Origin of the sequence: Bacteroides sp. 3_1_23 (assembly GCF_000162555.1) — a bacterium.
Lineage (GTDB): Bacteria > Bacteroidota > Bacteroidia > Bacteroidales > Bacteroidaceae > Bacteroides > Bacteroides ovatus.
Genome location: NZ_GG774960.1, coordinates 26,994 through 49,838, shown reverse-complemented (window position 1 = coordinate 49,838; position 22,845 = coordinate 26,994). Strand labels below are relative to the sequence as shown.

Here is a 22,845-nt window from a genome sequence, read left to right as displayed (position 1 = left end):
AGCGATGAAATATACGAAGTGGATAACAGTCTTGTTTTGTCTTTTGGGCTTGGCGGCCTGTCGGCAGGATGCGCCTCGTTTCCGTATTGGGGTGGCCCAATGCAGCGATGACTCTTGGCGGCACAAGATGAATGATGAGATTCTTCGTGAAGCGATGTTTTATGATGGAGTATCGGTTGAAATCCGCTCGGCGGCGGATGATAACCGTAAGCAGGCGGAAGATGTTCATTATTTTATAGATAAAGGAGTTGATTTACTGATAATTTCCGCCAATGAAGCGGCTCCCATGACTCCAATTGTGGAGGAGGCCTATCAGAAAGGAATACCCGTCATTCTTGTAGACCGGAAGATACTTTCTGATAAATATACTGCCTATATCGGTGCCGATAATTATGAAATAGGTCGTGCGGTAGGAAATTATATCGCATCAAGTCTGAAAGGGAAAGGGAATGTAGTGGAGCTTACCGGACTGGGTGGTTCCACCCCTGCCATGGAACGCCATCAGGGATTTATGGCCGCTATCAGCAATTATCCGGATATCAAACTGATTGATAAAGCGGATGCTGCTTGGGAACGTGAACCGGCAGAAGTGGAAATGGATAGTATGCTTCGCCGTCATCCGAAGATTGATGCGGTGTATGCACATAACGACCGTATCGCTCCGGGAGCTTATCAGGCTGCGAAGAAAGCCGGACGTGAAAAAGAAATGATTTTTGTTGGCATTGATGCACTGCCCGGCAAAGGAAATGGGCTTGAATTGGTGCTTGACAATGTGCTGGATGCAACTTTTATTTATCCGACTAATGGGGACAAAGTGATGCAACTGGCTATGAATATTCTTGAGAAGAAGCCTTATCCTCGCGAAACGGTCATGAATACTGCCGTTGTAGACCGCACGAACGCGCACGTTATGCAACTTCAGACTACCCATATCTCGGAACTGGATCAGAAGATTGAAACATTGAACGGACGTATCGGTGGGTATCTGTCGCGTGTAGCTACGCAGCAGGTCGTGATGTATGGCGGCTTGGTTATTCTTTTATTAGTAGCGGGATTGTTATTGGTAGTTTATAAATCCCTCCGTTCCAAGAATCGCCTGAATAAAGAGTTGTCCGAACAGAAGAAACAAGTAGAGCAACAACGCGATAAACTCGAAGAGCAGCGGGATATTCTTGAAGAACAGCGGGACAAACTTGAGGAACAGCGGGATCAGCTTATCCAGCTTTCTCACCAACTGGAAGAAGCGACTCATGCCAAGCTGGTTTTCTTCACAAATATATCTCACGATTTTCGTACTCCACTGACATTAGTTGCCGACCCGGTAGAGCATTTACTGGCTGATTCGTCTTTGAATGAAGACCAGCGACGAATGTTATTGTTAGTTCAGCGAAACGTGAATATCCTCTTGCGTCTTGTCAATCAGATTCTGGATTTTCGTAAGTATGAGAATGGAAAAATGGAATATACTCCTATTTCGTTAGACATTCTTTCTTCTTTTGAGGGATGGAACGAATCTTTCATGGCTGCAGCCCGGAAGAAACATATTCATTTCTCATTCGATTATATGCCGGATACGGATTACCGCACGTTGGCAGATGCAGAGAAATTGGAACGCATCTATTTCAACCTCCTTTCCAACGCTTTCAAATTTACTCCGGAAAACGGAAAAGTAACTGTACGCTTATCTTCCCTGACTAAAGACGATCATTGCTGGATTCGCTTTACCGTTGCCAATACCGGTTCAATGATTTCTGCGGAGCATATCCGGAATATTTTCGACCGTTTTTATAAGATAGATATGCACCATGCCGGTTCGGGTATTGGACTGGCATTGGTAAAGGCTTTTGTGGAATTGCATAAAGGTACCATCACGGTGGAAAGTGATGAAAAGCAAGGTACTATTTTTACCGTTGATTTGCCTGTACAGACTTGCGAGACTGTTGTTTCAGAAAACTCTCCGGCATTCTCTGTGCCTGCTACTTCTGTAACCTCCACCGATGCTGCAACCTCTGCCGTTGCTGGGATTCCGGCAACTCCTGCAACTTCCGGTTATTCCGGTTCTTCGAGCTTGAATGATGCTTTAACTTACGAAGAAGAGGATTTGGAAAAAAGTTACGACTCTTCCAAACCTTGCGTTCTGATTATTGATGATAACGCTGATATTCGCTTATATGTGCATGGATTGCTTCATACTGATTATACTGTTATAGAAGCTGCAGACGGCTCGGAAGGTATTCGTAAAGCTATGAAATATGTCCCGGATTTGATTATCTCCGACGTAATGATGCCCGGAATAGATGGAATTGAATGTTGTCGTCGCTTGAAAAGCGAATTGCAAACGTGTCATATCCCTGTCATTCTGTTGACAGCCTGTTCTCTGGACGAACAACGGATTCAAGGATATGATGGCGGAGCAGACTCCTATATATCCAAACCTTTCAGTTCGCAATTACTGGTGGCACGTGTCCGCAACCTGATAGACTCACATCGTCGTCTGAAACAATTCTTTGGTGACGGGCAGACATTGGCCAAAGAAGATGTCTGCGATATGGACAAAGACTTTGTGGAGAAATTCAAGGCTTTGATTGAGGCTAAGATGGGAGACTCTAATCTGAATGTGGAAGACTTGGGCAAAGATATGGGATTAAGCCGTGTGCAACTCTATCGTAAAATCAAATCCCTGACTAATTATTCTCCGAATGAATTGCTTCGCATCGCCCGTTTGAAAAAAGCAGCTTCTTTGCTTGCTTCCTCGGATATGACAGTGGCGGAGATTGGTTATGAGGTTGGTTTCAGTTCTCCCTCTTATTTTACCAAATGTTATCGGGAACAGTTTGGAGAAAGCCCGACGGATCTGTTGAAGCGGAAAGGATAGCATTAGCTATTTGCGCCAAGATATAATAAATCCCAGTAATTTGAGTTTTCAATACTTACCGGGATTTATTTATATGGGTTAATTGTAAATCAATAAACTTTTATCTGCATTTCCTTGATTATACCAGTTCTGTTCGTTTTTGCCGCTGCTTTGCGCCCATTTTGCGAATCCTTTATAGGCCTTTAAGAAATCCGCTTTCTCAATAGCATGCGCTGCATTACCTGGTACTCTTAATCCCCAAATTAGGCGTTCTGCGCTAAAATAATAGTTGTCATCTTCTTCGTCTCCGTTTGTATATATCGGCAACAGATTTTTGTTATTGAATGGATATTGGTAAATTATCGGTTCGATACCATTCATATGGATTTCTATTCCATTATCATTCCGTTTTAAATATAAGTCGAGCTCATCGTCTTCTAATATTTCCTTTACTTCTTTTCTTTTCTTTAATTCGATCAGAATATGAATCTCCGGTAAATCATTTGTAGTAACCAAAGCATTCTTCTCTGTATTATAATATTGACTGCCTGCAGGTTTAGCCAGATTCTTTATTAAAGGACTATAATCAATAATAAGATGTTTGTCAGGGATAAGTGCTACTTTATCAGGTATAGGGTTCATATTTTTAGTTTCATAAACCTCTATATTTTCCACTTCGTCAGAATTTATTTCTTTTAGCCTTAAATACGGAGAATAAGGAAATATCCCTCCAATAGCCTTTAGACGTAATCCTATTTGTATAAACTGTGCGGTATATTCATGATCAATCTTCTTAATACCTTGGAACTGTACCTTATAATTAACTACAAAATCATTAAAGTCATAATCGCCCAATGATGGGAATTGGTCTTCGAACATGATTGTTCCCCAACCGTCTTTAGGGTGATAGATAACTCCTCCTTTGTGTGCTATATCATCTTCTATATCGTGTCCACGAGTGATTGCCCGAGTAGTGTTAGCTTTAACATCATCGGTGATATTTAATGAGAAACTTCCATCTGCATTGACAGGTATGGACACTTTTCTTGTTCCGTTAGCGTTGGTTTCGTATTGGGCATACAATGTATTTACGCAGGTCGGAATACTTAAAGGGAGACTTGAGATTTCTGTATCTACAGGAATGGTTGCTACTTTCTCTTCATTACTGCATGCTTCATCTAGGAAGAAAGAAACCATAGTGGGAATGGTAGCTGTTACTGTTCCTCCTGCTACTTGAGTTAATTTCCACTCAAAGTCTGCGGGTATATCCAAGTCTTTTACTTGAATTTCTTTTTCAGGTTGTTTACTTTCATCGTAGAGGTTCTTCTCACAGGAGCTGAAAGCAAGTGCTCCTAACAAACAAGAAGTGAATAGAATGTTTTTTCTTTTCATGACGGTAGTGTTTGTCTTGTTAATAATCGGGTTGTTTTATGGTTACAAAGGTCGGTATTATTTGTATAAGAAACAAGTAAAGTTGCATATTTTATTTGATGCGATCTTATTATTTGCAGATTCTCTTCTTTTTATTTAGCTTTGGGAATGAAATAAGTGAAATCTGGGTGATGAAAGATTATAAAGTAGACAAGGCGAGCCTTTCCGCATCCTTTTGTCGAGAGGTGTATCAGGTTGTCCGGGAAATTCCGGTAGGTAAGGTTTCTACCTATGGAGGAATCGCAGCATTATTGGGAATGCCTCAATGTTCCCGTATGGTGGGGCGTGCTTTGAAGCAGATTCCGGATGATTTATCTGCACCCTGTCACCGGGTTGTCAATGTGTCGGGACGCCTTGTACCCGGTTGGACAGAGCAAAAGCGGCTTTTGCTGGAAGAGGGGATTTCTTTCAAGCAAAATGGATGTGTAGACCTGAAAAAGCATCTTTGGAATTACTCCACTTCTGAATAAAATTTGCATGTTTAATCTATTTTCCTTACCTTTGTGCCAACAATATGCAAGAACAGACTGTTATTTATTTATGAAAATACTGTTTTTTACTGTTCATTGAGAGGATAATCTTATCAAATTCTATTCCTTTTAAACTACTCAGTCTGTTTTTTTATCATTAAGAAACTCATCGGATTGTCATGTTGCCATGTGACAGGATTGAACCATGCGGATATTCAACTTGTTTATCGTAAGTGAGAATAATGGACGCAGCAGTTGAGAACAAAACAAATATTATAATCTAAACCAATATATTATATGAGTAAAATAGAAATAAAGGATTTGTACCTTATCTTTGGTCACGAGAAGCAGAAAGCACTCAAGATGCTGAAAAAAGATAAGAGTAAGGCGGAAATACTGAAAGATACCGGTTGTACGGTAGGAGTGAAAGACGCCAATCTTTCAATAAATGAAGGAGAGTTTTTTGTGATAATGGGGCTCTCGGGAAGTGGAAAATCGACATTACTGCGTTGTATCAATCGTCTGATACGTCCTACAGCCGGACAAGTGCTTGTAAATGGAGTAGATATATCTAAAATATCCGAAAAGGAATTGTTGCAGGTTCGCCGGAAAGAGCTGGCGATGGTTTTTCAGAATTTCGGTTTGTTGCCTCACCGTTCTGTATTGAGTAATATTGCGTTCGGCCTTGAACTTCAGGGAGTGAAGAAAGAAGAGCGTGAAAAGAAAGCCATGGAAAGTATGAAGCTAGTCGGGCTGAAAGGATATGAGAATCAGATGGTAGGTGAACTTTCCGGTGGTATGCAACAGCGTGTCGGACTGGCACGTGCCCTGGCCAATAATCCCGAAGTACTTTTAATGGATGAGGCTTTCTCTGCACTCGATCCTCTGATTCGCGTGCAGATGCAGGATGAACTACTGGCCTTGCAATCAAAGATGAAAAAGACGATTGTCTTTATTACCCACGACTTGAGTGAAGCGATTAAACTAGGTGACCGTATTGCAATTATGAAAGACGGAGAAGTGGTGCAGGTAGGTACTTCGGAGGAAATCCTGACTGAACCGGCTAACGATTATGTAGCCCGTTTTGTTGAAAACGTGGACAGGAGCAAAATTATTACCGCCTCTTCTTTAATGATTGACAAACCGTTGGTAGCCCGTCTGAAGAAAGAAGGTCCCGAAGTTTTGATTCGTAAGATGCGTGCGAAGAATATAACTGTATTACCAGTAATAGATGCCGACGATAAACTGGTCGGAGAAGTACATTTGAACGATTTGCTTAAGCTGCGTAGCAAACAGGAAAAATCCATTGAAGCGGTTGTGCGTAAAGAAGTACATTCAGTGTTGTGTGATACAGTGCTCGAGGATATACTTCCTCTAATGACAAAGAGCAATTCACCGGTATGGGTGATAGATGAAACACACGAGTTCTTGGGAACAATCCCACTTTCATCCTTAATCATAGAAGTGACCGGGAAAGATAAAGAAGAAATAAATGAAATAATTCAAAACGCAATAGACTTATGATAAATATAGGACAATATATAGAAATTGCCATCAATTGGATGATGGTACATTTTTCCACATTCTTTGATGCCGTGAATACAGGCATCGGTAGTTTCATTACAGGTTTCCAACACATTCTTTTCGGAATTCCATTTTATCTGACGATTTTGGTACTTGCCGCAATTGCATGGGTAAAGGCAGGACGGGGTATTTCCATTTTTACCGTATTAGGATTATTATTGATTTATGGAATGGGGTTTTGGGAGGCAACCATGCAAACTCTGGCTCTCGTTTTATCATCTACCTGCCTGGCTCTGATTTTTGGAGTACCTTTAGGAATATGGACAGCCAACAGTCCGCGTGCGGATAAAATACTTCGCCCTATTCTCGATTTGATGCAGACAATGCCTGCCTTTGTCTATCTGATTCCTGCTGTTTTGTTCTTCGGATTGGGAACAGTGCCCGGAGTTTTTGCGACAATCATATTTGCCATGCCTCCTGTGGTCCGTCTTACCGGGTTGGGAATCCGGCAGGTTCCTAAAAATGTAGTGGAAGCTTCCCGTTCGTTCGGAGCTACCCGTTGGCAGCTGTTATATAAAGTACAGCTTCCTTTGGCGCTGCCCACCATCCTGACTGGTGTAAACCAGACAATAATGATGTCACTTTCTATGGTCGTAATCGCTGCAATGATTGCTGCCGGTGGTTTAGGAGAAATCGTATTGAAAGGTATTACCCAAATGAAAATCGGACTTGGGTTTGAAGGTGGTATAGCAGTTGTTATTTTGGCTATCATTCTGGACCGTATCACACAAGGAATGGCAGGAAGAAAAAATAAACAGGATTAAAATGGAAAGAACTAAACCCAAAAGGACTAAAAATAGAAAGGAAGAAAAATGAGAATATATAAATTAGTAGGAATAGTACTGTCCGCGCTGCTTTTGCTAGCTTCCTGCACGAATTCCGACCCAAATAAGAAAAAAGTAAAAATAGCTTATGCCAATTGGCTGGAAGGCATTGCCATGAGTCATTTGGCTAAGGTGGTATTGGAGGAACATGGATATGAGGTTGAACTGCAAAATGCGGATCTTGCCCCTGTTTTTGTATCCATGTCTCGGAAAAAGTCAGATGTCTTTCTGGATGCCTGGCTACCGATAACGATGAAAGATTATATGGACCAATATGGTGATAGCATCGAATTCTTGGGTGAGGTATATGAAGAAGCTCGCATCGGGCTGGTCGTACCTGAATATGTCACGATTCAATCTATTAGTGAACTGGCAGATTATAAAGACCGTTTCTCTTCTGAAATAGTGGGAATTGATGCCGGGGCAGGAATTATGAAGACTACGGATAAGGCCATTGCTGCTTATGGACTTGACGGATATGCTCTTATGACTTCAAGTAGTTCAACCATGTTGGCATCTTTGAAAAAAGCGATGGATAAGGGAGAATGGATTGTCATTACAGGTTGGACACCACATTGGATGTTCGATCAGTTTGACTTGAAATTCCTGGATGATCCGAAGAAAGTATATGGAGATTTGGAAGAAATACATGCCATTGCCTGGAAAGGTTTCAGCGAAAAAGACCCGTTTGCCGCTGAATTTTTCGGTAATATCAAATTAACGACAGAAGAACTTAGCTCTTTTATGACAGCTATGAAGGATGCCCGGATGGATGAAGAAGAAATAGCCCGTAAATGGAGGGATGAACACCGGGAACTGGTTGATAGCTGGATACCGAAATCAAAGGAATAAATAGATGAATAGACTGATTAAATAATGCGAATCTGTAGTTGAATAAGAGTAAAAACGGTCTAAAATTGATTCAAAACCGGCCTAGATATGAAATTGGCTTAGACATAAAAAAGGGAGTCTGCTCAATGCATGACTCCCTTTTTATATTTATCTGAGTGTGATTAATTATTCAGCACCCCAGTTTTCTCTAGCCAAACGTTTGTAACTGTTATAACGCCATTTTGCGTTTTCTTCAGCAGCCTTGAACAGTTCTTCAGCTTCAGTAGGATATTGTTTCATTACAGAAGCGTAACGAACTTCACCCTTCAAGAAACCTTGGAATTCTTCCCAGTTCGGTTCTTTGCTATCCAACTGGAATGGGTTCTTGCCTTCTTCTTCCAAAGCAGGGTTGTAACGCCACAAGTGCCAGTAACCGCACTTAACGGCCTTTTCTTCTTCTTCCTGACTCTTACCCATACCTGCTTTCAGACCGTGGTTGATACACGGAGCGTAAGCGATAATCAAAGATGGTCCAGGATATGCTTCAGCTTCACGGATAGCTTTCAGAGTTTGAGCTTGGTCAGCACCCATAGCGATCTGTGCAACATATACATAACCATAAGTAGTAGCCATCAGACCGAGGTCTTTCTTACGTACGCGCTTACCAGCAGCAGCGAACTTAGCGATAGCACCTACCGGAGTAGCCTTAGAAGACTGACCACCTGTGTTAGAGTAAACTTCAGTATCCAGAACGAGGATGTTAACGTCCTTACCGGAAGCGATTACATGGTCAAGACCACCGTAGCCGATATCATAAGAAGCACCGTCACCACCAATGATCCACTGGCTGCGTTTAACAAGATATTGTTGCAGTTCAGCGATTTGTTTGCAGTGGTTGCATTTATCTTTGTTAGCTTCAACAATAGGAATGATCTTAGCAGCCAATTCCTTAGTCTTGTCTGCATCCAGCATATTGTTGATCCATTCAGCGAATAGTTCTTTCACTTCAGCAGGAGTACAGTCAGCAGCAATAGCTTCGTTCATCACTTTCACGATACGGGCACGCATCTTTTCGTTAGCCAATTCCATACCCAGACCGAATTCACAGAAGTCTTCGAACAGTGAGTTAGCCCAAGCAGGACCGTGTCCGTTTTCGTTTGTAGTATACGGAGTAGAAGGAACTGAACCAGAGTAGATAGAAGAACATCCGGTAGCGTTAGCAACCATTTCACGGTCACCGAACAATTGAGAAATCAATTTCACGTACGGAGTTTCACCACAACCAGAGCAAGCACCAGAGAACTCGAACAACGGAGTAGCGAACTGTGAGTTCTTCACGTTAGACTTGATATCAACAAGATGTTGTTTAGTCTTCACGTTTTCAGCACAGTAAGTCCAGTTGTCAGCTTCAGCCAATTGGCTTTCGAGGTGTTTCATTGTCAATGCTTTGCCACCTTTCTTCGGATTACCCGGACAGATGTCAGCACAGTTACCACAACCCAGACAGTCGAGAACGTCAACCTGAATACGGAATGTCATACCATCGAATACTTTACCTACCGCTTTCAGTTGTTCGAACTTAGCACCCTTCTGCTCTTCAGCATCGAGTACGAACGGACGGATAGAAGCGTGAGGACAAACGTATGCACACTTGTTACATTGGATACAGTTTTCAGGATTCCATTCGGGAACGAATGCGGCTACACCACGTTTTTCGTATTTAGAAGTACCTTGATACCAAGTACCGTCTTCGATACCCTTGAATGCAGATACTGGCAACAAGTCACCGTCTTGTGCATTGATCGGACGAACTACTTCGTTGATGAATGCAGGATCATTGTTTTCAGCTTTAGCGTCATCCGGCAGGTTAGCCCAAGCAGGATCAACAGCCAAAGTCTTGTATTCACCACCACGGTCAACGGCAGCATAGTTCTTGTTGACAACGTCTTCACCCTTCTTACCGTAAGACTTAACGATGAATTTCTTCATCTGCTCAACAGCTTGTTCTACAGGAATAACGCCTGTGATACGGAAGAAGGCAGATTGAAGGATAGTATTGGTACGGTTACCCAAACCAATTTCCAGTGCAATCTGTGTTGCGTTGATATAGTATACAGAAATGTTGTTCTGTGCGAAATATTTCTTAACCTTGTTAGGCAGGTTCTTAGCCAGTTCTTCACCTTCCCAGATTGTGTTCAGCAAGAAAGAACCGTTCTTACGCAAACCACGAGTTACATCGTACATGTGCAGGTAAGCCTGAACGTGGCAAGCTACGAAGTTTGGAGTATTAACCAAATAAGTGGAACGGATCGGAGTGTCACCGAAACGCAGGTGAGAACAAGTGAAACCACCAGATTTCTTAGAGTCGTAAGAGAAGTAAGCCTGGCAGTGTTTGTCGGTGTTGTCACCGATAATCTTCACAGAGTTCTTGTTAGCACCTACTGTACCGTCAGCACCCAAACCGTAGAATTTAGCTTCGAACATACCTTCGCCGCCTAAAGCGATTTCTTCTTTTTGAGGAAGAGAAGTGAAAGTAACGTCGTCTACGATACCGATAGTGAAGTGGTTCTTTGGCATTGGCATAGCCAAGTTTTCGAATACTGAAAGGATTTGAGCAGGAGTAGTATCTTTTGAACCCAAACCGTAGCGACCGCCAACGATAACCGGAGCATTTTCTGCACCGTAGAAGCAGTCTTTAACGTCAAGATAAAGAGGCTCACCGTTAGCACCCGGTTCTTTAGTACGGTCAAGAACTGCGATAGTTTTGGCAGTCTTAGGTACAGCGGCCAGGAAGTGCTTAGCAGAGAACGGACGATACAAGTGTACGGCAACCATACCCACTTTTTCGCCGTTTGCTACCAAGTGGTCGATAGCTTCGCGGGCAGCTTCTGTTACAGAACCCATAGCGATAATTACGCGTTCTGCATCTTCTGCACCATAGTAATCGAACAAACCGTATTTACGACCTGTAATCTTAGAAATTTCATTCATGTATTCTTCTACGATAGCAGGAACTGCTTCATAGTAGTTGTTGCATGATTCACGATGTTGGAAGAAATGGTCAGGATTTTCAGCCATACCACGAGCTACCGGTTTCATCGGATTCAGTGCGCGGGCACGGAATTCTGCCAAAGCTTCCTGGTCGATCAGCGGAGCAAGATCATCATTTTCCAACATTTCAATCTTTTGGATTTCGTGAGATGTACGGAAACCATCGAAGAAGTTCATAAATGGAACGCGGGATTTGATGGTAGCCAAGTGAGCAACACCAGCCAAATCCATAACTTCCTGTACAGAGCCTTCAGCCAACATCGCAAAGCCAGTCTGACGAGCTGACATTACGTCTTGGTGGTCACCGAAGATACACAATGCGTGAGAAGCCAATGTACGAGCAGATACATGGAATACGCAAGGCAAGAACTCACCGGCAATTTTGTACATGTTAGGGATCATCAGGAGAAGACCCTGAGAAGCAGTGTAAGTAGTAGTCAACGCACCAGCCTGAAGAGAACCGTGAACTGCACCGGCAGCACCACCTTCAGATTGCATTTCCTGTACCAATACTGTTTCGCCGAAGATGTTCTTACGTCCTGCGGCAGCCCATTCGTCTACGTACTCAGCCATAGTCGAAGAAGGAGTGATGGGGTAGATAGCCGCTACTTCAGAGAACATATACGAGATATGTGCTGCAGCCTGGTTACCATCACAAGTGATGAATTTCTTCTGTTTAGTCATAACTAAATTAAATATTTAAGTAAATAAATCTTTTAATATAAAAAGCCGAACATCCAGAGAGGTATCTGGTTGCCCCGACCTATTTCAGCCTTATGCAACGCGTACGTCACATTCGGATTGTTCTTGATCTTTGCGCCTTCCTGGCAAATTTTGAACGGCATTACTTCGTCCACCATAAAAGAGACGTTTTTATCTCCTTTATGTACCTTATGGTCTTTCCATAAAGAATTTGCAAAGAATGTGTCGAGCACATCCTGCTCCTCCACTTTCACCGGATAGATGGAGTACATCAGGTTGGAGTTGTGCATCATTATCTTCGACGGTTTTTTAGGGAATTCTTCCCCTTTCGGATAAACCAGATTAATGAGTCGCGCATCTGCCAGATACTTGATATAGTTCATCACCGTGGCGCGAGATGTCTGTATGTCGCTTGCCAGTTGGCTCACATTCGGAGCCTTCGGTCCGTCGACAGCGAGCAAATATAGCAATTTTTTTATCTTTGAAAGATATTTCAGTTCAATTTGTTTGATGAGCAGGATATCTACTTCTACCATCATGTTCATTGTTTTCAGCAGATTCTCCGAAAAGTTACGCTTCTCGAGGAAGAATGGATAGAATCCATGATGCAGGTAATCCTGGAAGTAATCCAGCGGACGAACTTTGGAGAGTACTCCTTTGGCAATCTGTTCGTGAGTGCTAAGAATTTCTTCGAGGCTGTATGCCCTGAATTTCATGCCTGTCTGCAAGTTCAGGAATTCACGGAAAGAGAATCCGCGCAGGTTATAGCTCTTTGCAATATCACGCAGTTCAAGATTTTCCTCTTTCAGTCGCATTACGGATGAGCCGGTAAAGACAATCTTCAAATTAGGAAAACGGTCGTAACACATGCGCAACTCTCTGCTCCATTCCGGGTGTTTGAACACTTGGTCGATCAACAATACTTTTCCACCACGTTTCTGGAATTCGTTAGCAAAATCTACAATGCTGTGGCCAGAGAAGTAGAAGTTGTTCATGTTGATGAACAGGCAGGAGCGGTCGTTCCCGAATTTTTCTTTGGCGTATTGGAGAAGGAAAGTGGTTTTTCCTACGCCACGTGTCCCTTTGATACCAATCAGGCGGTCGCTCCAGTCGATCTCGTCCATAAGATCGCGGCGAACGGGGGCATTGGTGTGCTCAACGAGGTAGGCGTGTGTGCGATAGAATGATTCCATTTCAGTTCTTTGTTTTTCGGGTGGCAAATATACTGCTTTTTTTAGGATTTGCAAAGTAGAGATGGCAAAATTGTGCTTTTAATTCCAACTTTCTGTTTATTGTAGCCATTCCTGACTATTTCCTGTATATATTTGCAGAATAAAGTTTTGAATTCGTTTAAAATGACAAAAAAGGCTCTTTATATATTCAATCCGGAACATGATTTGGCGTTAGCCAGCGGTGAAACAAACTATATGGCACCGGCTTCCGCCCGGCAAATGGCATCCGAATTGGCTTTGTTGCCGATGTGGTATGCGGAAGAGGGAAGTGTTGTATTGGCTCCTTCCGCTTATAATCTCGACTATGTGAAGAAGATACAGGAATTATTAGGACTTTCGGTTGATTTGATGACAGAACCTGAACTTGCTTCGGAGCGGAATTTGGATATTCGTCCTTGGGGCTGGGATATAGCAATAAGAAAACGACTGTTGGATTTGGGAGTGGAAGAAAGCGAGCTTCCTTCTATTGAGCAATTGGATAAACTGCGTTTCTGTTCCCATCGTTCCTGCGCTGTGGGATTATTACCACAGCTACAACTGGGAGCCTGTTTTTGTGGAGAGTCTTTTTACCTGACGTTTCCCGAAGAATGGAAGTCATTTGTAGAATCACATGATACTTGTTTACTGAAAGCTCCTTTATCCGGTAGTGGAAAAGGATTGAACTGGTGCAAAGGTGTATATACTCCTTCCATTTCCGGTTGGTGCTCACGCATTGGCAATCAGCAAGGAGGTGTTATTGGTGAACCTTTATATAATAAGATGGAAGATTTCGCTATGGAATTTCGTTCTTCGGGTAACGGTAGATTTGACTTTGCCGGATATTCTCAATTCCGTACGGGTGGGAGTGGGGCATATGAGGGTAATTTGCTGATTTCGGATGCTGCCATCGAACGGAACCTTTCGGAATATATCCCTGTTGAAGAAATTTATAAGCTGCGTAACCGTCTTGAACAAGAGTTGCTTCTTCGGTTCGGAACTATTTATAATGGTTATTTGGGAGTGGATATGATGATCTGCCGTTTCCCGGATTCCCCTGTTTATCGTATTCATCCCTGCGTGGAAATCAACTTGCGGATGAATATGGGAGTGGTGGCGCGTCATATTTATGACCATTATATCTATCCTACTTCAACAGGAGCTTTTCAAATAAGCTATTACCCTACGGAAGGAACAGCCTGGAGAGCACACAAAGAAATGGAGGAGGCTTATCCTTTGGAAATAGAACAAGGAAGAATAAAATCAGGCTATTTGTCATTGGTGCCGGCTCATAAAAAGAGTAGTTATCGGGCGTGGGTGTTTATCTCAAAAAGCGTGTTTTTGTGATATTATATCGAAGTTATGGTTTCTCGGTGTGAAACTGATAGTTTCATGCAGTGAAACCATTGGTTCCACACCGAGAAACAAAAAGTTTCATTGCATGAAACAAGTAATCACATGCCATGTGACTATCGTTCGCCTTACTTGTTATTGTTAATCATTCCATTCCGGAAAACTGGAATGAAGTAGAACTAGATTATTTTGCTGGGAAGTTCATACCAGTATAGGCATGTTTATTTTACTTCTGTACCGCCGCACTTTCGTTTCCGCAACGGTCAATAGCCGTAACTGCGAAATGTTTCTTAGCATTCCAGGGTAGGATAGGAGCATAGATATAACTTGTCTCCCGAACGCCTTGTGCAACAATGTTCTCCGGGCGATTAGTATCTACTGGAAATTCATTTGATGCATAAATGACATACATCGGATTATTACGCGAATCATTGTCGGTAGCAGCCTGCCACTTTAATTCCGTATATCCATTGTTGATATCAGTAACCTTTAGTTCGGACGGAGCCGTAGGCGGAACATTGTCCAGCCAAGGCATAGGAGGCTGTAAAGCTGGATATGCATAGAAATTCTCAGCCAATTCATCGTAGATACCTTGTGTATTTTCCATAAGATATTTCACCCGGTAATGTCCTTCACCTGCCATTTTCTGACTGCGGATGAAGTTCATCTGACGATCAATTTCGTCACGTGTCCATTTACCCTCATCAGGATGAAGAAAATAAATGCCAAGTCCCGGAACCACCTGTCGTCCGTTACTTTGTTCCTGCCAGTCGAGAGCAAAAGGATAGAAATTGTTTCCTTGGAAATACATCATCGGATAAATCTGGTCCATAATCCCTTCTCCCATCCAGCCTTGTGGGTCCTGATAAACGGTAAAGAAAGCATTCCATCCACGGGAAGGATAACGTGATGTATCCCGGTATTTTCCTACCGGACAGGTACTTACCTTTACCCAAGGCTTCATCGCTTTTACACCTTTATATATATAACGTACAATCTCGGAGATATTATCCCGGCGCCACTGATCCAGCGTACGTCCTTTATTATATCGGCGGAAATCATATTTATCGGGGAAAAGGGGAGCATTCTCCGGATAACGCAGATAGTCAAAATGTACTCCGTCCACATCATAACCGCTTACGACTTCCCGTACCAGTTTCATCAAATACTCTTTCGTAGCCGGATGCCCTGGGTTGAGGAAATATTCACTTTTGTAAGGGACACAGATATCTTTCATCCGCTTGGTGACGGACTGACTTCCGAGCGAAGCAACATGTTTCTTATTCCCCAGCGGAATAGTTACCATCCAGGCGTGACATTCCATTCCCCGTTTATGACATTCCTCAACGGCGAAAGCCAGTGGATCATAGCCGGGGTTTCCTCCTGTCTTTCCAGTTAAGATTGAATTGAATGGTTCGATTGCTGAAGGATATAATACATCTCCACGTGTACGGGTTTGAAATAGGACAGTGTTGAAGTTGGCAGCCTTCAACTTATCAAGAATATCTATTAACTCTTCTTTCTGTTTGCGAATTGTTTGGGGAGTTGTTGCACGTGTACGAGGCCAATCCAGTCCGTACACCGCTGTGACCCATGCGGCACGAACTTCATGTTTGGGTTGCGCAACCATTGAGAGGAAAGGAAACAAAAGTGAAAGAATGAAAATATATCGACGCATATTCTTTATTTTTGTTTTAAATCCCTGCAAAGTTAGTAAAAGTGTCGGTATTGTTGGGCTGTTTCGTGAGATTATGTTACATTTGCCAAGCTAAAAAACGACACGCTATGATTACATTTACTCTATGCCTGCTGGCACTGGTAGTAGGCTATTTTACGTACGGACGCCTGATGGAACGCGTCTTTGGTCCTGATGACCGTAAAACACCGGCTCTTACAAAGGCTGATGGAGTGGACTATATTCCATTGCCCACTTGGAAGATTTTCATGATTCAATTTCTTAATATTGCCGGATTAGGTCCTATTTTCGGAGCAATCATGGGAGCGAAATTTGGTAGCTCTTCATACTTGTGGATTGTGTTGGGAAGTATTTTTGCGGGTGCAGTGCATGATTATTTTGCCGGAATGCTTTCTTTGCGTAATGGAGGTGAAAGTCTGCCGGAAATAATAGGACGTTATTTGGGACTGACTACCAAGCAGGTGATGAGAGGATTCACTGTCATTTTAATGATTCTGGTGGGGTCGGTTTTCGTTGCGGGGCCTGCCGGACTGTTGGCAAAACTCACTCCGGAAAGTTTGGATGCTACGTTTTGGATTGTGGTTGTATTCCTCTATTATATTTTGGCGACCCTACTTCCTGTTGATAAAATAATAGGTAAAATATATCCTATATTTGCGGTTGCCTTGTTGTTTATGGCAGTAGGCATTTTGGTGATGCTCTACGTTAACCATCCGGCTTTGCCTGAACTTTGGGATGGTTTGCAAAATACAAATCCCGAAGCAAGTGAGCTTCCTATTTTTCCGATTATGTTTGTGAGTATTGCATGTGGTGCCATTTCGGGTTTTCATGCTACGCAAAGCCCGTTGATGGCACGTTGTATGACCTCGGAACGGCATGGACGTCCGGTGTTTTACGGTGCAATGATTACCGAGGGCATTGTTGCTCTTATTTGGGCTGCTGCCGCTACTTACTTTTTCCATGAAAACGGAATGGAAGAAAGCAATGCTTCCGTTATTGTAGATTCTATAACGAAGGAGTGGCTGGGAGCTGTCGGAGGCGTACTTGCCATTTTGGGAGTGATTGCCGCTCCGATTACTTCGGGTGATACGGCTTTTCGTTCGGCACGTCTGATTGTGGCAGACTTCCTGGGTATGGAACAAAAAAGTATGCGCTGTCGTTTATATATTTGCATTCCGATGTTTGTCCTTGCTATCGGTCTGCTTTTGTATAGCTTGCGTGACGCAAACGGATTTAATATGATATGGCGTTATTTTGCCTGGGCGAATCAGACGCTGGCTGTGTTTACCTTGTGGGCTATAACGGTTTTTCTGGCGGTATCTAAGAAAACTTATATCATCACTTTGATACCGGCACTGTTTATGACATGTGTATGTTCTACTTATATATGTATTGCTCCTGAAGGATTGGGGCTTTCGCATGCAGTTTCCTATGGCGTTGGTATAGCGTGTGTAGTAGTTGCGGCAGTTTGGTTCTATATCTGGATAAGCAAGCAAAAAACAAGAAAATTATCAGAATGAAGAAAATAAGAAAATCGACAGGAGTTGCGCTTGCATTCCTTATTTATGTATCCGTAACAGCGGCTTATTTGTTGCCTCGTAATACGGAAGTCAGCCTGACAGAAAAAATAATTACGGTGGTGGTTTCTTATGTCATCGTCCTCCTTCTTTGGCTGGTGCTTCGAAAAAAGGAACAAATGCGTGAACGCCGCAAAAAAGACGAACAATCTATTCACTTAAAAAAATAAGTTTATGAAGAAATTAGCTTTGGTTCTTTGCTTATTAGCAGTCTCTTTTACTGCGCAGGCACAATTTGAGAAAGGAACGATGATTCTCAACCCTTCTGTGACAGGACTGGATTTTTCTTACAGTAAAAATGATGATGCCAAGTTTGGTATTGGTGCGCAAGCCGGTACATTTTTGGCAGATGGTTTTGCTTTGATGGTAAATATTGGAGCAGACTGGTCGCAACCGAAGGATACATATACACTAGGTACAGGAATGCGTTGTTATTTCAATACAACGGGGATTTATCTTGGGGGTGGTTTTGACTGGGAACGGGTCCGTTACAAGGGTGGTAGCCATAACAACGATTGGGGATTGGGCATTGAAGCCGGATATGCGTACTTTCTCTCCAAAACTGTAACGATCGAACCGGCAGTTTATTATAAATGGCGTTTTGATGATTCTGATAATTCACGTTTCGGTGTGAAGATAGGATTCGGATTCTACTTTTAATTAGCTGTAAATAGGAATTTATATTTCACCACAGAGGACACGGAGGACACAGAGGTTTACTATTTTTATTCACTATAGAATAACACAGAGTCTCACGTATTTATCATCGTATTTATCGCTCTGTTTTACTTACGGAAAAAAGAGAGAAGAACTCTGTGTTCTCCGTGGCCTCTGTGGTGAACCCTAAAATTATCATTTATTAGCGGAGTTTTTCTTTTAAGAATTGTCCTGTATAACTTGCTCCGCAGGCGGCAACTTCTTCCGGAGTGCCCACTGCTACAATGTTTCCACCCTTATCTCCACCTTCCGGTCCGAGATCGATTACATAATCGGCACATTTGATGACATCCATATTATGTTCAATGATAACGATACTGTGTCCCCGGCGAATCAGTGCGTCGAAAGCATCCAGAAGTTTGCGAATATCATGGAAATGAAGTCCGGTAGTCGGCTCGTCAAAGATAAACATCGTCGGGTCGGCTTTCTCCTGGCTCAAATAGAATGCTAGTTTGACACGTTGGTTTTCACCACCGGAAAGAGTGGAAGACGACTGTCCTAATTTAATATATCCCAGTCCTACATCCTGCAAAGGAAGTAACTTCTTCACAATTTTCTTTTGTCCATGTTCGTTAAAGAACTCAACCGCCTGATTGACGGTCATCTCCAACACATCGTAGATGCTTTTATCGTTGAATTTCACTTCCAGCGTATCAGACTTGAACCGTTTTCCGTGACAAGATTCACACTCCAACACTAAGTCTGCCATAAATTGCATTTCTACGGTGATGGTTCCTTCCCCCTTACATTCTTCGCAACGTCCGCCTTCACTGTTGAAACTGAAGAATCCGGGGGTATATCCCATTTGTTTCGCCAAAGGCTGTTCGGACCATAGTTTGCGGATTTCGTCGTAAGCCTTGATGTAAGTCACCGGATTTGAGCGCGATGATTTGCCAATCGGGTTCTGGTCTACAAATTCTACATTCCGCAGGTCACGCAAACTTCCTCCGATTGAAGAGAATTCTCCCGGTCGGTCACTACATTCGTCTAATTCACGTTTCAATGCCCGGAAGAAAATATCTCTCACCAATGTACTTTTCCCGGAACCGGAAACACCCGTAACAACTGTCATTACATTGAGAGGGATACGTACGTTTACTCCTTTCAGATTATTCTCACGTGCGCCTTTCAATTCTATATAGTTATTCCATGGCCGGCGATGCTTCGGAACGGGTATTTCATCTTCTCCTAAAAGATAACGTACCGTATAACTGTTGCTTCCCTTCTTTAAATCCTTCATATCTCCCTGGTAGACAACTTCTCCACCTAGGCGTCCGGCATTGGGACCTATGTCGATAATGTAATCGGCTGCACGGATAATTTCTTCATCGTGCTCTACCACCACTACCGTATTTCCTAATTGTTGCAGTTGACGCAACACATGGAGCAGACGGTCTGTGTCACGGCTATGCAGTCCGATACTTGGTTCATCGAGAATATAAAGACTACCTACAAGGCTACTTCCCAGCGAGGTTGCCAGATTGATACGCTGGCTCTCTCCACCCGATAAGGAATTACTAAGCCGGTTCAAAGTCAGATAGCCCAAACCTACATCAATTAGAAAACGAATCCGGCTATTTATTTCAACCAGGATACGTCGGGATACGTTGTTGTCGTGTTCGTCCAGTTCCAAATGATCGAAGAATTCCTTCAGCTCTGTGATAGGCAAATCTACCAGTTCGGAAATGTTTTTTCCACCCACTCGTACATATCCGGCTTCCGGTTTCAGGCGGGTGCCGTGGCATTTCGGGCAAAGCGTCTTTCCCCGGTAACGCGCCAGCATCACCCGGTATTGTATCTTATATTGATTCTCTTCCAGCATCTTGAAAAAATCATTGATGCCGTGGAAATATTGGTTGCCCTCCCAAAGTAACCTGCGTTGCGCGTCTGTCAACTCATAATAAGGAGTGAAAATGGGGAAGTCGAATTTCTCCGCATTATGAATTAATTCTTCTTTCCATTCACCCATCTTTTCGCCACGCCAGCATACGATAGCTCCTTCATACACCGATAATGAACGATCCGGAACGACTAAGTGCTCGTCGATGCCGATTACTTTGCCGAATCCTTCGCACGCCGGACAAGCGCCGATAGGCGAGTTGAATGAAAACATCTGGTCGTTCGGTTCTTCAAAGATGATGCCGTCCGCTTCGAATTTAGTGCTGAAAGTATGAAGTTTCGTAGTTCCATCCGATAGAAAAAAACGCAGCATACAGGTTCCGTCGCCTTCATACATGGCTGTTTCGGCAGAATCAGTCAGTCGGCTGATGGCGTCTTTGCTGTTGGCAACAGCCATACGGTCCACCAGTAGATATACTTCATCACCTGCCACAGGCGTATATTCATCAATACGCTTCATCTCACCGTTCACTTCGATACGGTTGAACCCTTGTTTCAGGTCTATCTCCAGTTGCTGTTGCAAGGTGCGGTCTTCACGCAGGCGGATGGGTGTCAGTACCGTATATCTTGTACCTTCCGGGTATGAGAGCATGCAGTTGACAATGTCTTCTGTAGAGTGCTTCTTTACTTCTTGTCCGCTGATGGGGCTATACGTTTTCCCTACCCGTGAATATAACAGGCGTAGATATTCGTAAATTTCAGTCGAGGTGCCCACAGTAGAACGGGGATTGCGGCTGTTCACTTTTTGTTCGATAGCAATGGCGGGAGGAATCCCTTTGATAAAGTCACATTCCGGTTTGCTCATTCGCCCCAGGAACTGGCGCGCATAGCTGCTTAAACTTTCCACGTAGCGGCGTTGTCCTTCTGCGTAGAGCGTATCAAAAGCAAGAGATGATTTTCCCGAACCCGATAATCCGGTGATGACAACAAGCTTGTTGCGGGGAATATCTACATCGATGTTTTTTAGGTTGTTGACGCGTGCGCCTTTGATCGAAATATAGTTGTTTTCTGACATAAAATACTCCTTTTTTATGGTAGTCGGCAAAGTTAGCGAATTTATCGGGAGTTTGTATTATCTTTGCGTCACATTATTACGATTTAAGAATATTATGAAGCTGAAAAACTATCTTTTACTTTTAGCTCTTCTTCTGGTGGTAGGAGTGAGGGCACAGGTGCCATCAGGCAATAAATATCCTAAACGTGAATTCCGTGGAGCGTGGATACAAGCTGTTAACGGTCAGTTTCGTGGCATTCCCACAGAGAGGCTGAAACAAATATTGATTAGTCAGTTGAACTCTCTTCAGGAAGCTGGTATTAACGCAATCATCTTTCAGGTACGCCCTGAAGCGGATGCATTATATGCTTCCCAGCATGAACCGTGGAGTCGTTTTCTGACAGGAACGCAAGGTCAGATGCCTTCTCCTATGTGGGATCCGATGCAGTTTATGATTGAAGAATGTCAGAAACGGAATATGGAGTTTCATGCCTGGATCAATCCTTACCGTGTGAAGACCTCATTAAAAAATAAGTTGGCGCCGGAGCATATTTATCACCAGCATCCGGAATGGTTTGTTACTTATGGCGATCAGCTATATTTCGATCCGGCACTTCCCGAAAGCCGGGAGCATATCTGTAAAATTGTGACCGATATTGTGTCTCGTTATGATGTAGATGCTATTCACATGGATGATTATTTCTATCCTTATCCGGTTAATGGATTGGATTTTCCGGATGATGCAAGTTTCGCCCGTTATGGTGGAGGTTTCACCAATAAGGCAGATTGGCGTCGTAGTAATGTGAATGTGTTGATAAAGAAGCTTCACGAAACGATTCGTGGCATCAAGCCTTGGGTGAAGTTTGGTGTCAGTCCGTTTGGTATCTATCGTAACCAGAAGAGTGACCCGTTGGGAAGTAATACCAATGGCTTGCAAAACTATGATGATCTTTATGCCGATGTACTGCTTTGGGCACGTGAAGGATGGATTGATTATAATATTCCGCAGATTTACTGGGAAATCGGCCATAAAGCGGCTGACTATGAGACATTGGTGAAATGGTGGGCTACTCATTCGGAAAACCGGCCGTTGTTCATTGGCCAGTCGGTGCCAAAGACTGTTCAGTTTGCCGATCCGCAGAATCCTTCTATCAATCAGCTTCCCCGTAAGATGGCTTTGCAACGTGCTTACCAAACAATTGGAGGCAGTTGTCAATGGTATGCGGCAGCTGTTGTTGAGAATCAGGGTAGATATCGCGATGCTTTAATCAGTGAATATCATAAGTATCCGGCTTTGGTCCCAGTCTTTGATTTTATGGATGATAAAGCTCCGGACAAGGTGCGTAAAATGAAAAAGGTATGGACGGAAGACGGCTATATTCTTTTCTGGACTGCTCCGAAAGCCGATACGGAGATGGATAAGGCTGTTAGATATGTAGTCTATCGCTTTGGCAGCAAAGAGAAGGTGAATTTGGACGATCCTTCACATATTGTAGCTATCACCCGCAATCCGTTCTACAAACTTCCTTATGAAACAGGAAAGACAAAATACCGTTATGTAGTGACTGCTTTAGATCGTTTACATAATGAATCGAAATCCGTAAGTAAGAAGTTAAAACTGTAAAGGTATAGAATAAACAACGATAAAACGGTG

Annotated in this window: 15 protein-coding genes; 10 read left to right on the top strand and 5 right to left on the bottom strand. The window is 43.1% G+C overall.

Annotated elements, in window-relative coordinates; genetic code table 11:
- Positions 1 to 4: 4 nt before the first annotated feature.
- Positions 5 to 2,875 (top strand): substrate-binding domain-containing protein, encoded by a 2,871-nt coding sequence (locus tag HMPREF9010_RS00640; protein WP_008651878.1) that lies wholly within the window; start codon positions 5 to 7, stop codon positions 2,873 to 2,875.
- Between the two features lie 78 nt (positions 2,876 to 2,953).
- Here HMPREF9010_RS00640 and HMPREF9010_RS00645 read toward each other — a convergent pair whose 3' ends face one another.
- Positions 2,954 to 4,246 carry an LruC domain-containing protein gene (locus HMPREF9010_RS00645; RefSeq protein ID WP_008651877.1) on the bottom strand — a complete coding sequence of 431 codons (1,293 nt, stop codon included), beginning with the start codon at positions 4,244 to 4,246 and terminating at the stop codon, positions 2,954 to 2,956.
- 170 nt (positions 4,247 to 4,416) lie between these two features.
- On the opposite strand from HMPREF9010_RS00645, the gene HMPREF9010_RS00650 reads away from it, so the two are divergent.
- From HMPREF9010_RS00650 to HMPREF9010_RS00665, 4 genes are all read left to right on the top strand, one after another.
- The gene (locus HMPREF9010_RS00650; RefSeq protein WP_008651876.1) at positions 4,417 to 4,755 is read left to right on the top strand and encodes an MGMT family protein; all 339 of its coding nucleotides are present in this window, start codon (positions 4,417 to 4,419) and stop codon (positions 4,753 to 4,755) included.
- 297 nt (positions 4,756 to 5,052) lie between these two features.
- Complete coding sequence (locus HMPREF9010_RS00655; protein WP_008651874.1) at positions 5,053 to 6,279, top strand: glycine betaine/L-proline ABC transporter ATP-binding protein; 1,227 nt, start codon at positions 5,053 to 5,055, stop codon at positions 6,277 to 6,279.
- On the top strand, positions 6,276 to 7,103 hold the full coding sequence (locus HMPREF9010_RS00660; protein ID WP_008651872.1) for an ABC transporter permease: 828 nt from the start codon (positions 6,276 to 6,278) through the stop codon (positions 7,101 to 7,103). Before HMPREF9010_RS00655 ends, HMPREF9010_RS00660 begins: the two co-directional genes overlap by 4 nt.
- Positions 7,104 to 7,151: 48 nt before the next feature.
- Positions 7,152 to 8,015, top strand: a complete 864-nt coding sequence (locus HMPREF9010_RS00665) for a glycine betaine ABC transporter substrate-binding protein (RefSeq protein WP_008651869.1) — start codon at positions 7,152 to 7,154, stop codon at positions 8,013 to 8,015.
- Positions 8,016 to 8,180: 165 nt separating this feature from the next.
- Here the strand turns inward: HMPREF9010_RS00665 and nifJ are convergent, their stop codons facing one another.
- Together nifJ and HMPREF9010_RS00675 are read right to left on the bottom strand one after the other, a co-directional pair.
- Positions 8,181 to 11,729 carry a pyruvate:ferredoxin (flavodoxin) oxidoreductase gene (gene nifJ, locus HMPREF9010_RS00670; RefSeq protein WP_008651866.1) on the bottom strand — a complete coding sequence of 1,183 codons (3,549 nt, stop codon included), beginning with the start codon at positions 11,727 to 11,729 and terminating at the stop codon, positions 8,181 to 8,183.
- A gap of 32 nt (positions 11,730 to 11,761) precedes the next feature.
- Positions 11,762 to 12,940, bottom strand: coding sequence for an ATP-binding protein (locus HMPREF9010_RS00675; protein WP_008651863.1), 1,179 nt, complete (start codon positions 12,938 to 12,940; stop codon positions 11,762 to 11,764).
- Positions 12,941 to 13,102: 162 nt separating this feature from the next.
- On the opposite strand from HMPREF9010_RS00675, the gene HMPREF9010_RS00680 reads away from it, so the two are divergent.
- Positions 13,103 to 14,302, top strand: a complete 1,200-nt coding sequence (locus HMPREF9010_RS00680) for a hypothetical protein (RefSeq protein WP_008651862.1) — start codon at positions 13,103 to 13,105, stop codon at positions 14,300 to 14,302.
- A gap of 232 nt (positions 14,303 to 14,534) precedes the next feature.
- Here HMPREF9010_RS00680 and HMPREF9010_RS00685 read toward each other — a convergent pair whose 3' ends face one another.
- Positions 14,535 to 15,986: a glycoside hydrolase family 10 protein gene (locus tag HMPREF9010_RS00685; RefSeq protein ID WP_004304437.1), complete on the bottom strand. Its 1,452-nt coding sequence runs from the start codon at positions 15,984 to 15,986 to the stop codon at positions 14,535 to 14,537.
- A gap of 107 nt (positions 15,987 to 16,093) precedes the next feature.
- Between HMPREF9010_RS00685 and HMPREF9010_RS00690 the strand changes: the two genes are divergently transcribed.
- The 3 genes from HMPREF9010_RS00690 to HMPREF9010_RS00700 are packed head-to-tail and all read left to right on the top strand — an operon-like array spanning position 16,094 to position 18,241.
- A complete protein-coding gene (locus HMPREF9010_RS00690; RefSeq protein WP_008651860.1) occupies positions 16,094 to 17,524 on the top strand; it encodes a carbon starvation protein A in 1,431 nt (476 codons plus the stop codon).
- Positions 17,521 to 17,751, top strand: a complete 231-nt coding sequence (locus HMPREF9010_RS00695) for a hypothetical protein (RefSeq protein ID WP_004327038.1) — start codon at positions 17,521 to 17,523, stop codon at positions 17,749 to 17,751. The genes HMPREF9010_RS00690 and HMPREF9010_RS00695 overlap by 4 nt, the downstream gene beginning before the upstream one ends.
- Positions 17,752 to 17,755: 4 nt before the next feature.
- The gene (locus tag HMPREF9010_RS00700) at positions 17,756 to 18,241 is read left to right on the top strand and encodes an outer membrane beta-barrel protein (protein ID WP_004327036.1); all 486 of its coding nucleotides are present in this window, start codon (positions 17,756 to 17,758) and stop codon (positions 18,239 to 18,241) included.
- Positions 18,242 to 18,440: 199 nt separating this feature from the next.
- Here HMPREF9010_RS00700 and uvrA read toward each other — a convergent pair whose 3' ends face one another.
- Positions 18,441 to 21,212, bottom strand: a complete 2,772-nt coding sequence (uvrA, locus tag HMPREF9010_RS00705; protein WP_008651857.1) for an excinuclease ABC subunit UvrA — start codon at positions 21,210 to 21,212, stop codon at positions 18,441 to 18,443.
- Positions 21,213 to 21,228: 16 nt separating this feature from the next.
- Between uvrA and HMPREF9010_RS00710 the strand changes: the two genes are divergently transcribed.
- The gene (locus tag HMPREF9010_RS00710; protein ID WP_004314180.1) at positions 21,229 to 22,815 is read left to right on the top strand and encodes a glycoside hydrolase family 10 protein; all 1,587 of its coding nucleotides are present in this window, start codon (positions 21,229 to 21,231) and stop codon (positions 22,813 to 22,815) included.
- Positions 22,816 to 22,845 lie beyond the last annotated feature (30 nt).

Coding starts and splice junctions, on each gene's coding strand:
- HMPREF9010_RS00640 (WP_008651878.1), top strand. CDS start 5: ATGAAATATACGAAGTGGATAACAGTCTTGTTTTGTCTTTTGGGCTTG.
- HMPREF9010_RS00645 (WP_008651877.1), bottom strand. CDS start 4,246: ATGAAAAGAAAAAACATTCTATTCACTTCTTGTTTGTTAGGAGCACTT.
- HMPREF9010_RS00650 (WP_008651876.1), top strand. CDS start 4,417: ATGAAAGATTATAAAGTAGACAAGGCGAGCCTTTCCGCATCCTTTTGT.
- HMPREF9010_RS00655 (WP_008651874.1), top strand. CDS start 5,053: ATGAGTAAAATAGAAATAAAGGATTTGTACCTTATCTTTGGTCACGAG.
- HMPREF9010_RS00660 (WP_008651872.1), top strand. CDS start 6,276: ATGATAAATATAGGACAATATATAGAAATTGCCATCAATTGGATGATG.
- HMPREF9010_RS00665 (WP_008651869.1), top strand. CDS start 7,152: ATGAGAATATATAAATTAGTAGGAATAGTACTGTCCGCGCTGCTTTTG.
- nifJ (WP_008651866.1), bottom strand. CDS start 11,729: ATGACTAAACAGAAGAAATTCATCACTTGTGATGGTAACCAGGCTGCA.
- HMPREF9010_RS00675 (WP_008651863.1), bottom strand. CDS start 12,940: ATGGAATCATTCTATCGCACACACGCCTACCTCGTTGAGCACACCAAT.
- HMPREF9010_RS00680 (WP_008651862.1), top strand. CDS start 13,103: ATGACAAAAAAGGCTCTTTATATATTCAATCCGGAACATGATTTGGCG.
- HMPREF9010_RS00685 (WP_004304437.1), bottom strand. CDS start 15,986: ATGCGTCGATATATTTTCATTCTTTCACTTTTGTTTCCTTTCCTCTCA.
- HMPREF9010_RS00690 (WP_008651860.1), top strand. CDS start 16,094: ATGATTACATTTACTCTATGCCTGCTGGCACTGGTAGTAGGCTATTTT.
- HMPREF9010_RS00695 (WP_004327038.1), top strand. CDS start 17,521: ATGAAGAAAATAAGAAAATCGACAGGAGTTGCGCTTGCATTCCTTATT.
- HMPREF9010_RS00700 (WP_004327036.1), top strand. CDS start 17,756: ATGAAGAAATTAGCTTTGGTTCTTTGCTTATTAGCAGTCTCTTTTACT.
- uvrA (WP_008651857.1), bottom strand. CDS start 21,212: ATGTCAGAAAACAACTATATTTCGATCAAAGGCGCACGCGTCAACAAC.
- HMPREF9010_RS00710 (WP_004314180.1), top strand. CDS start 21,229: ATGGTAGTCGGCAAAGTTAGCGAATTTATCGGGAGTTTGTATTATCTT.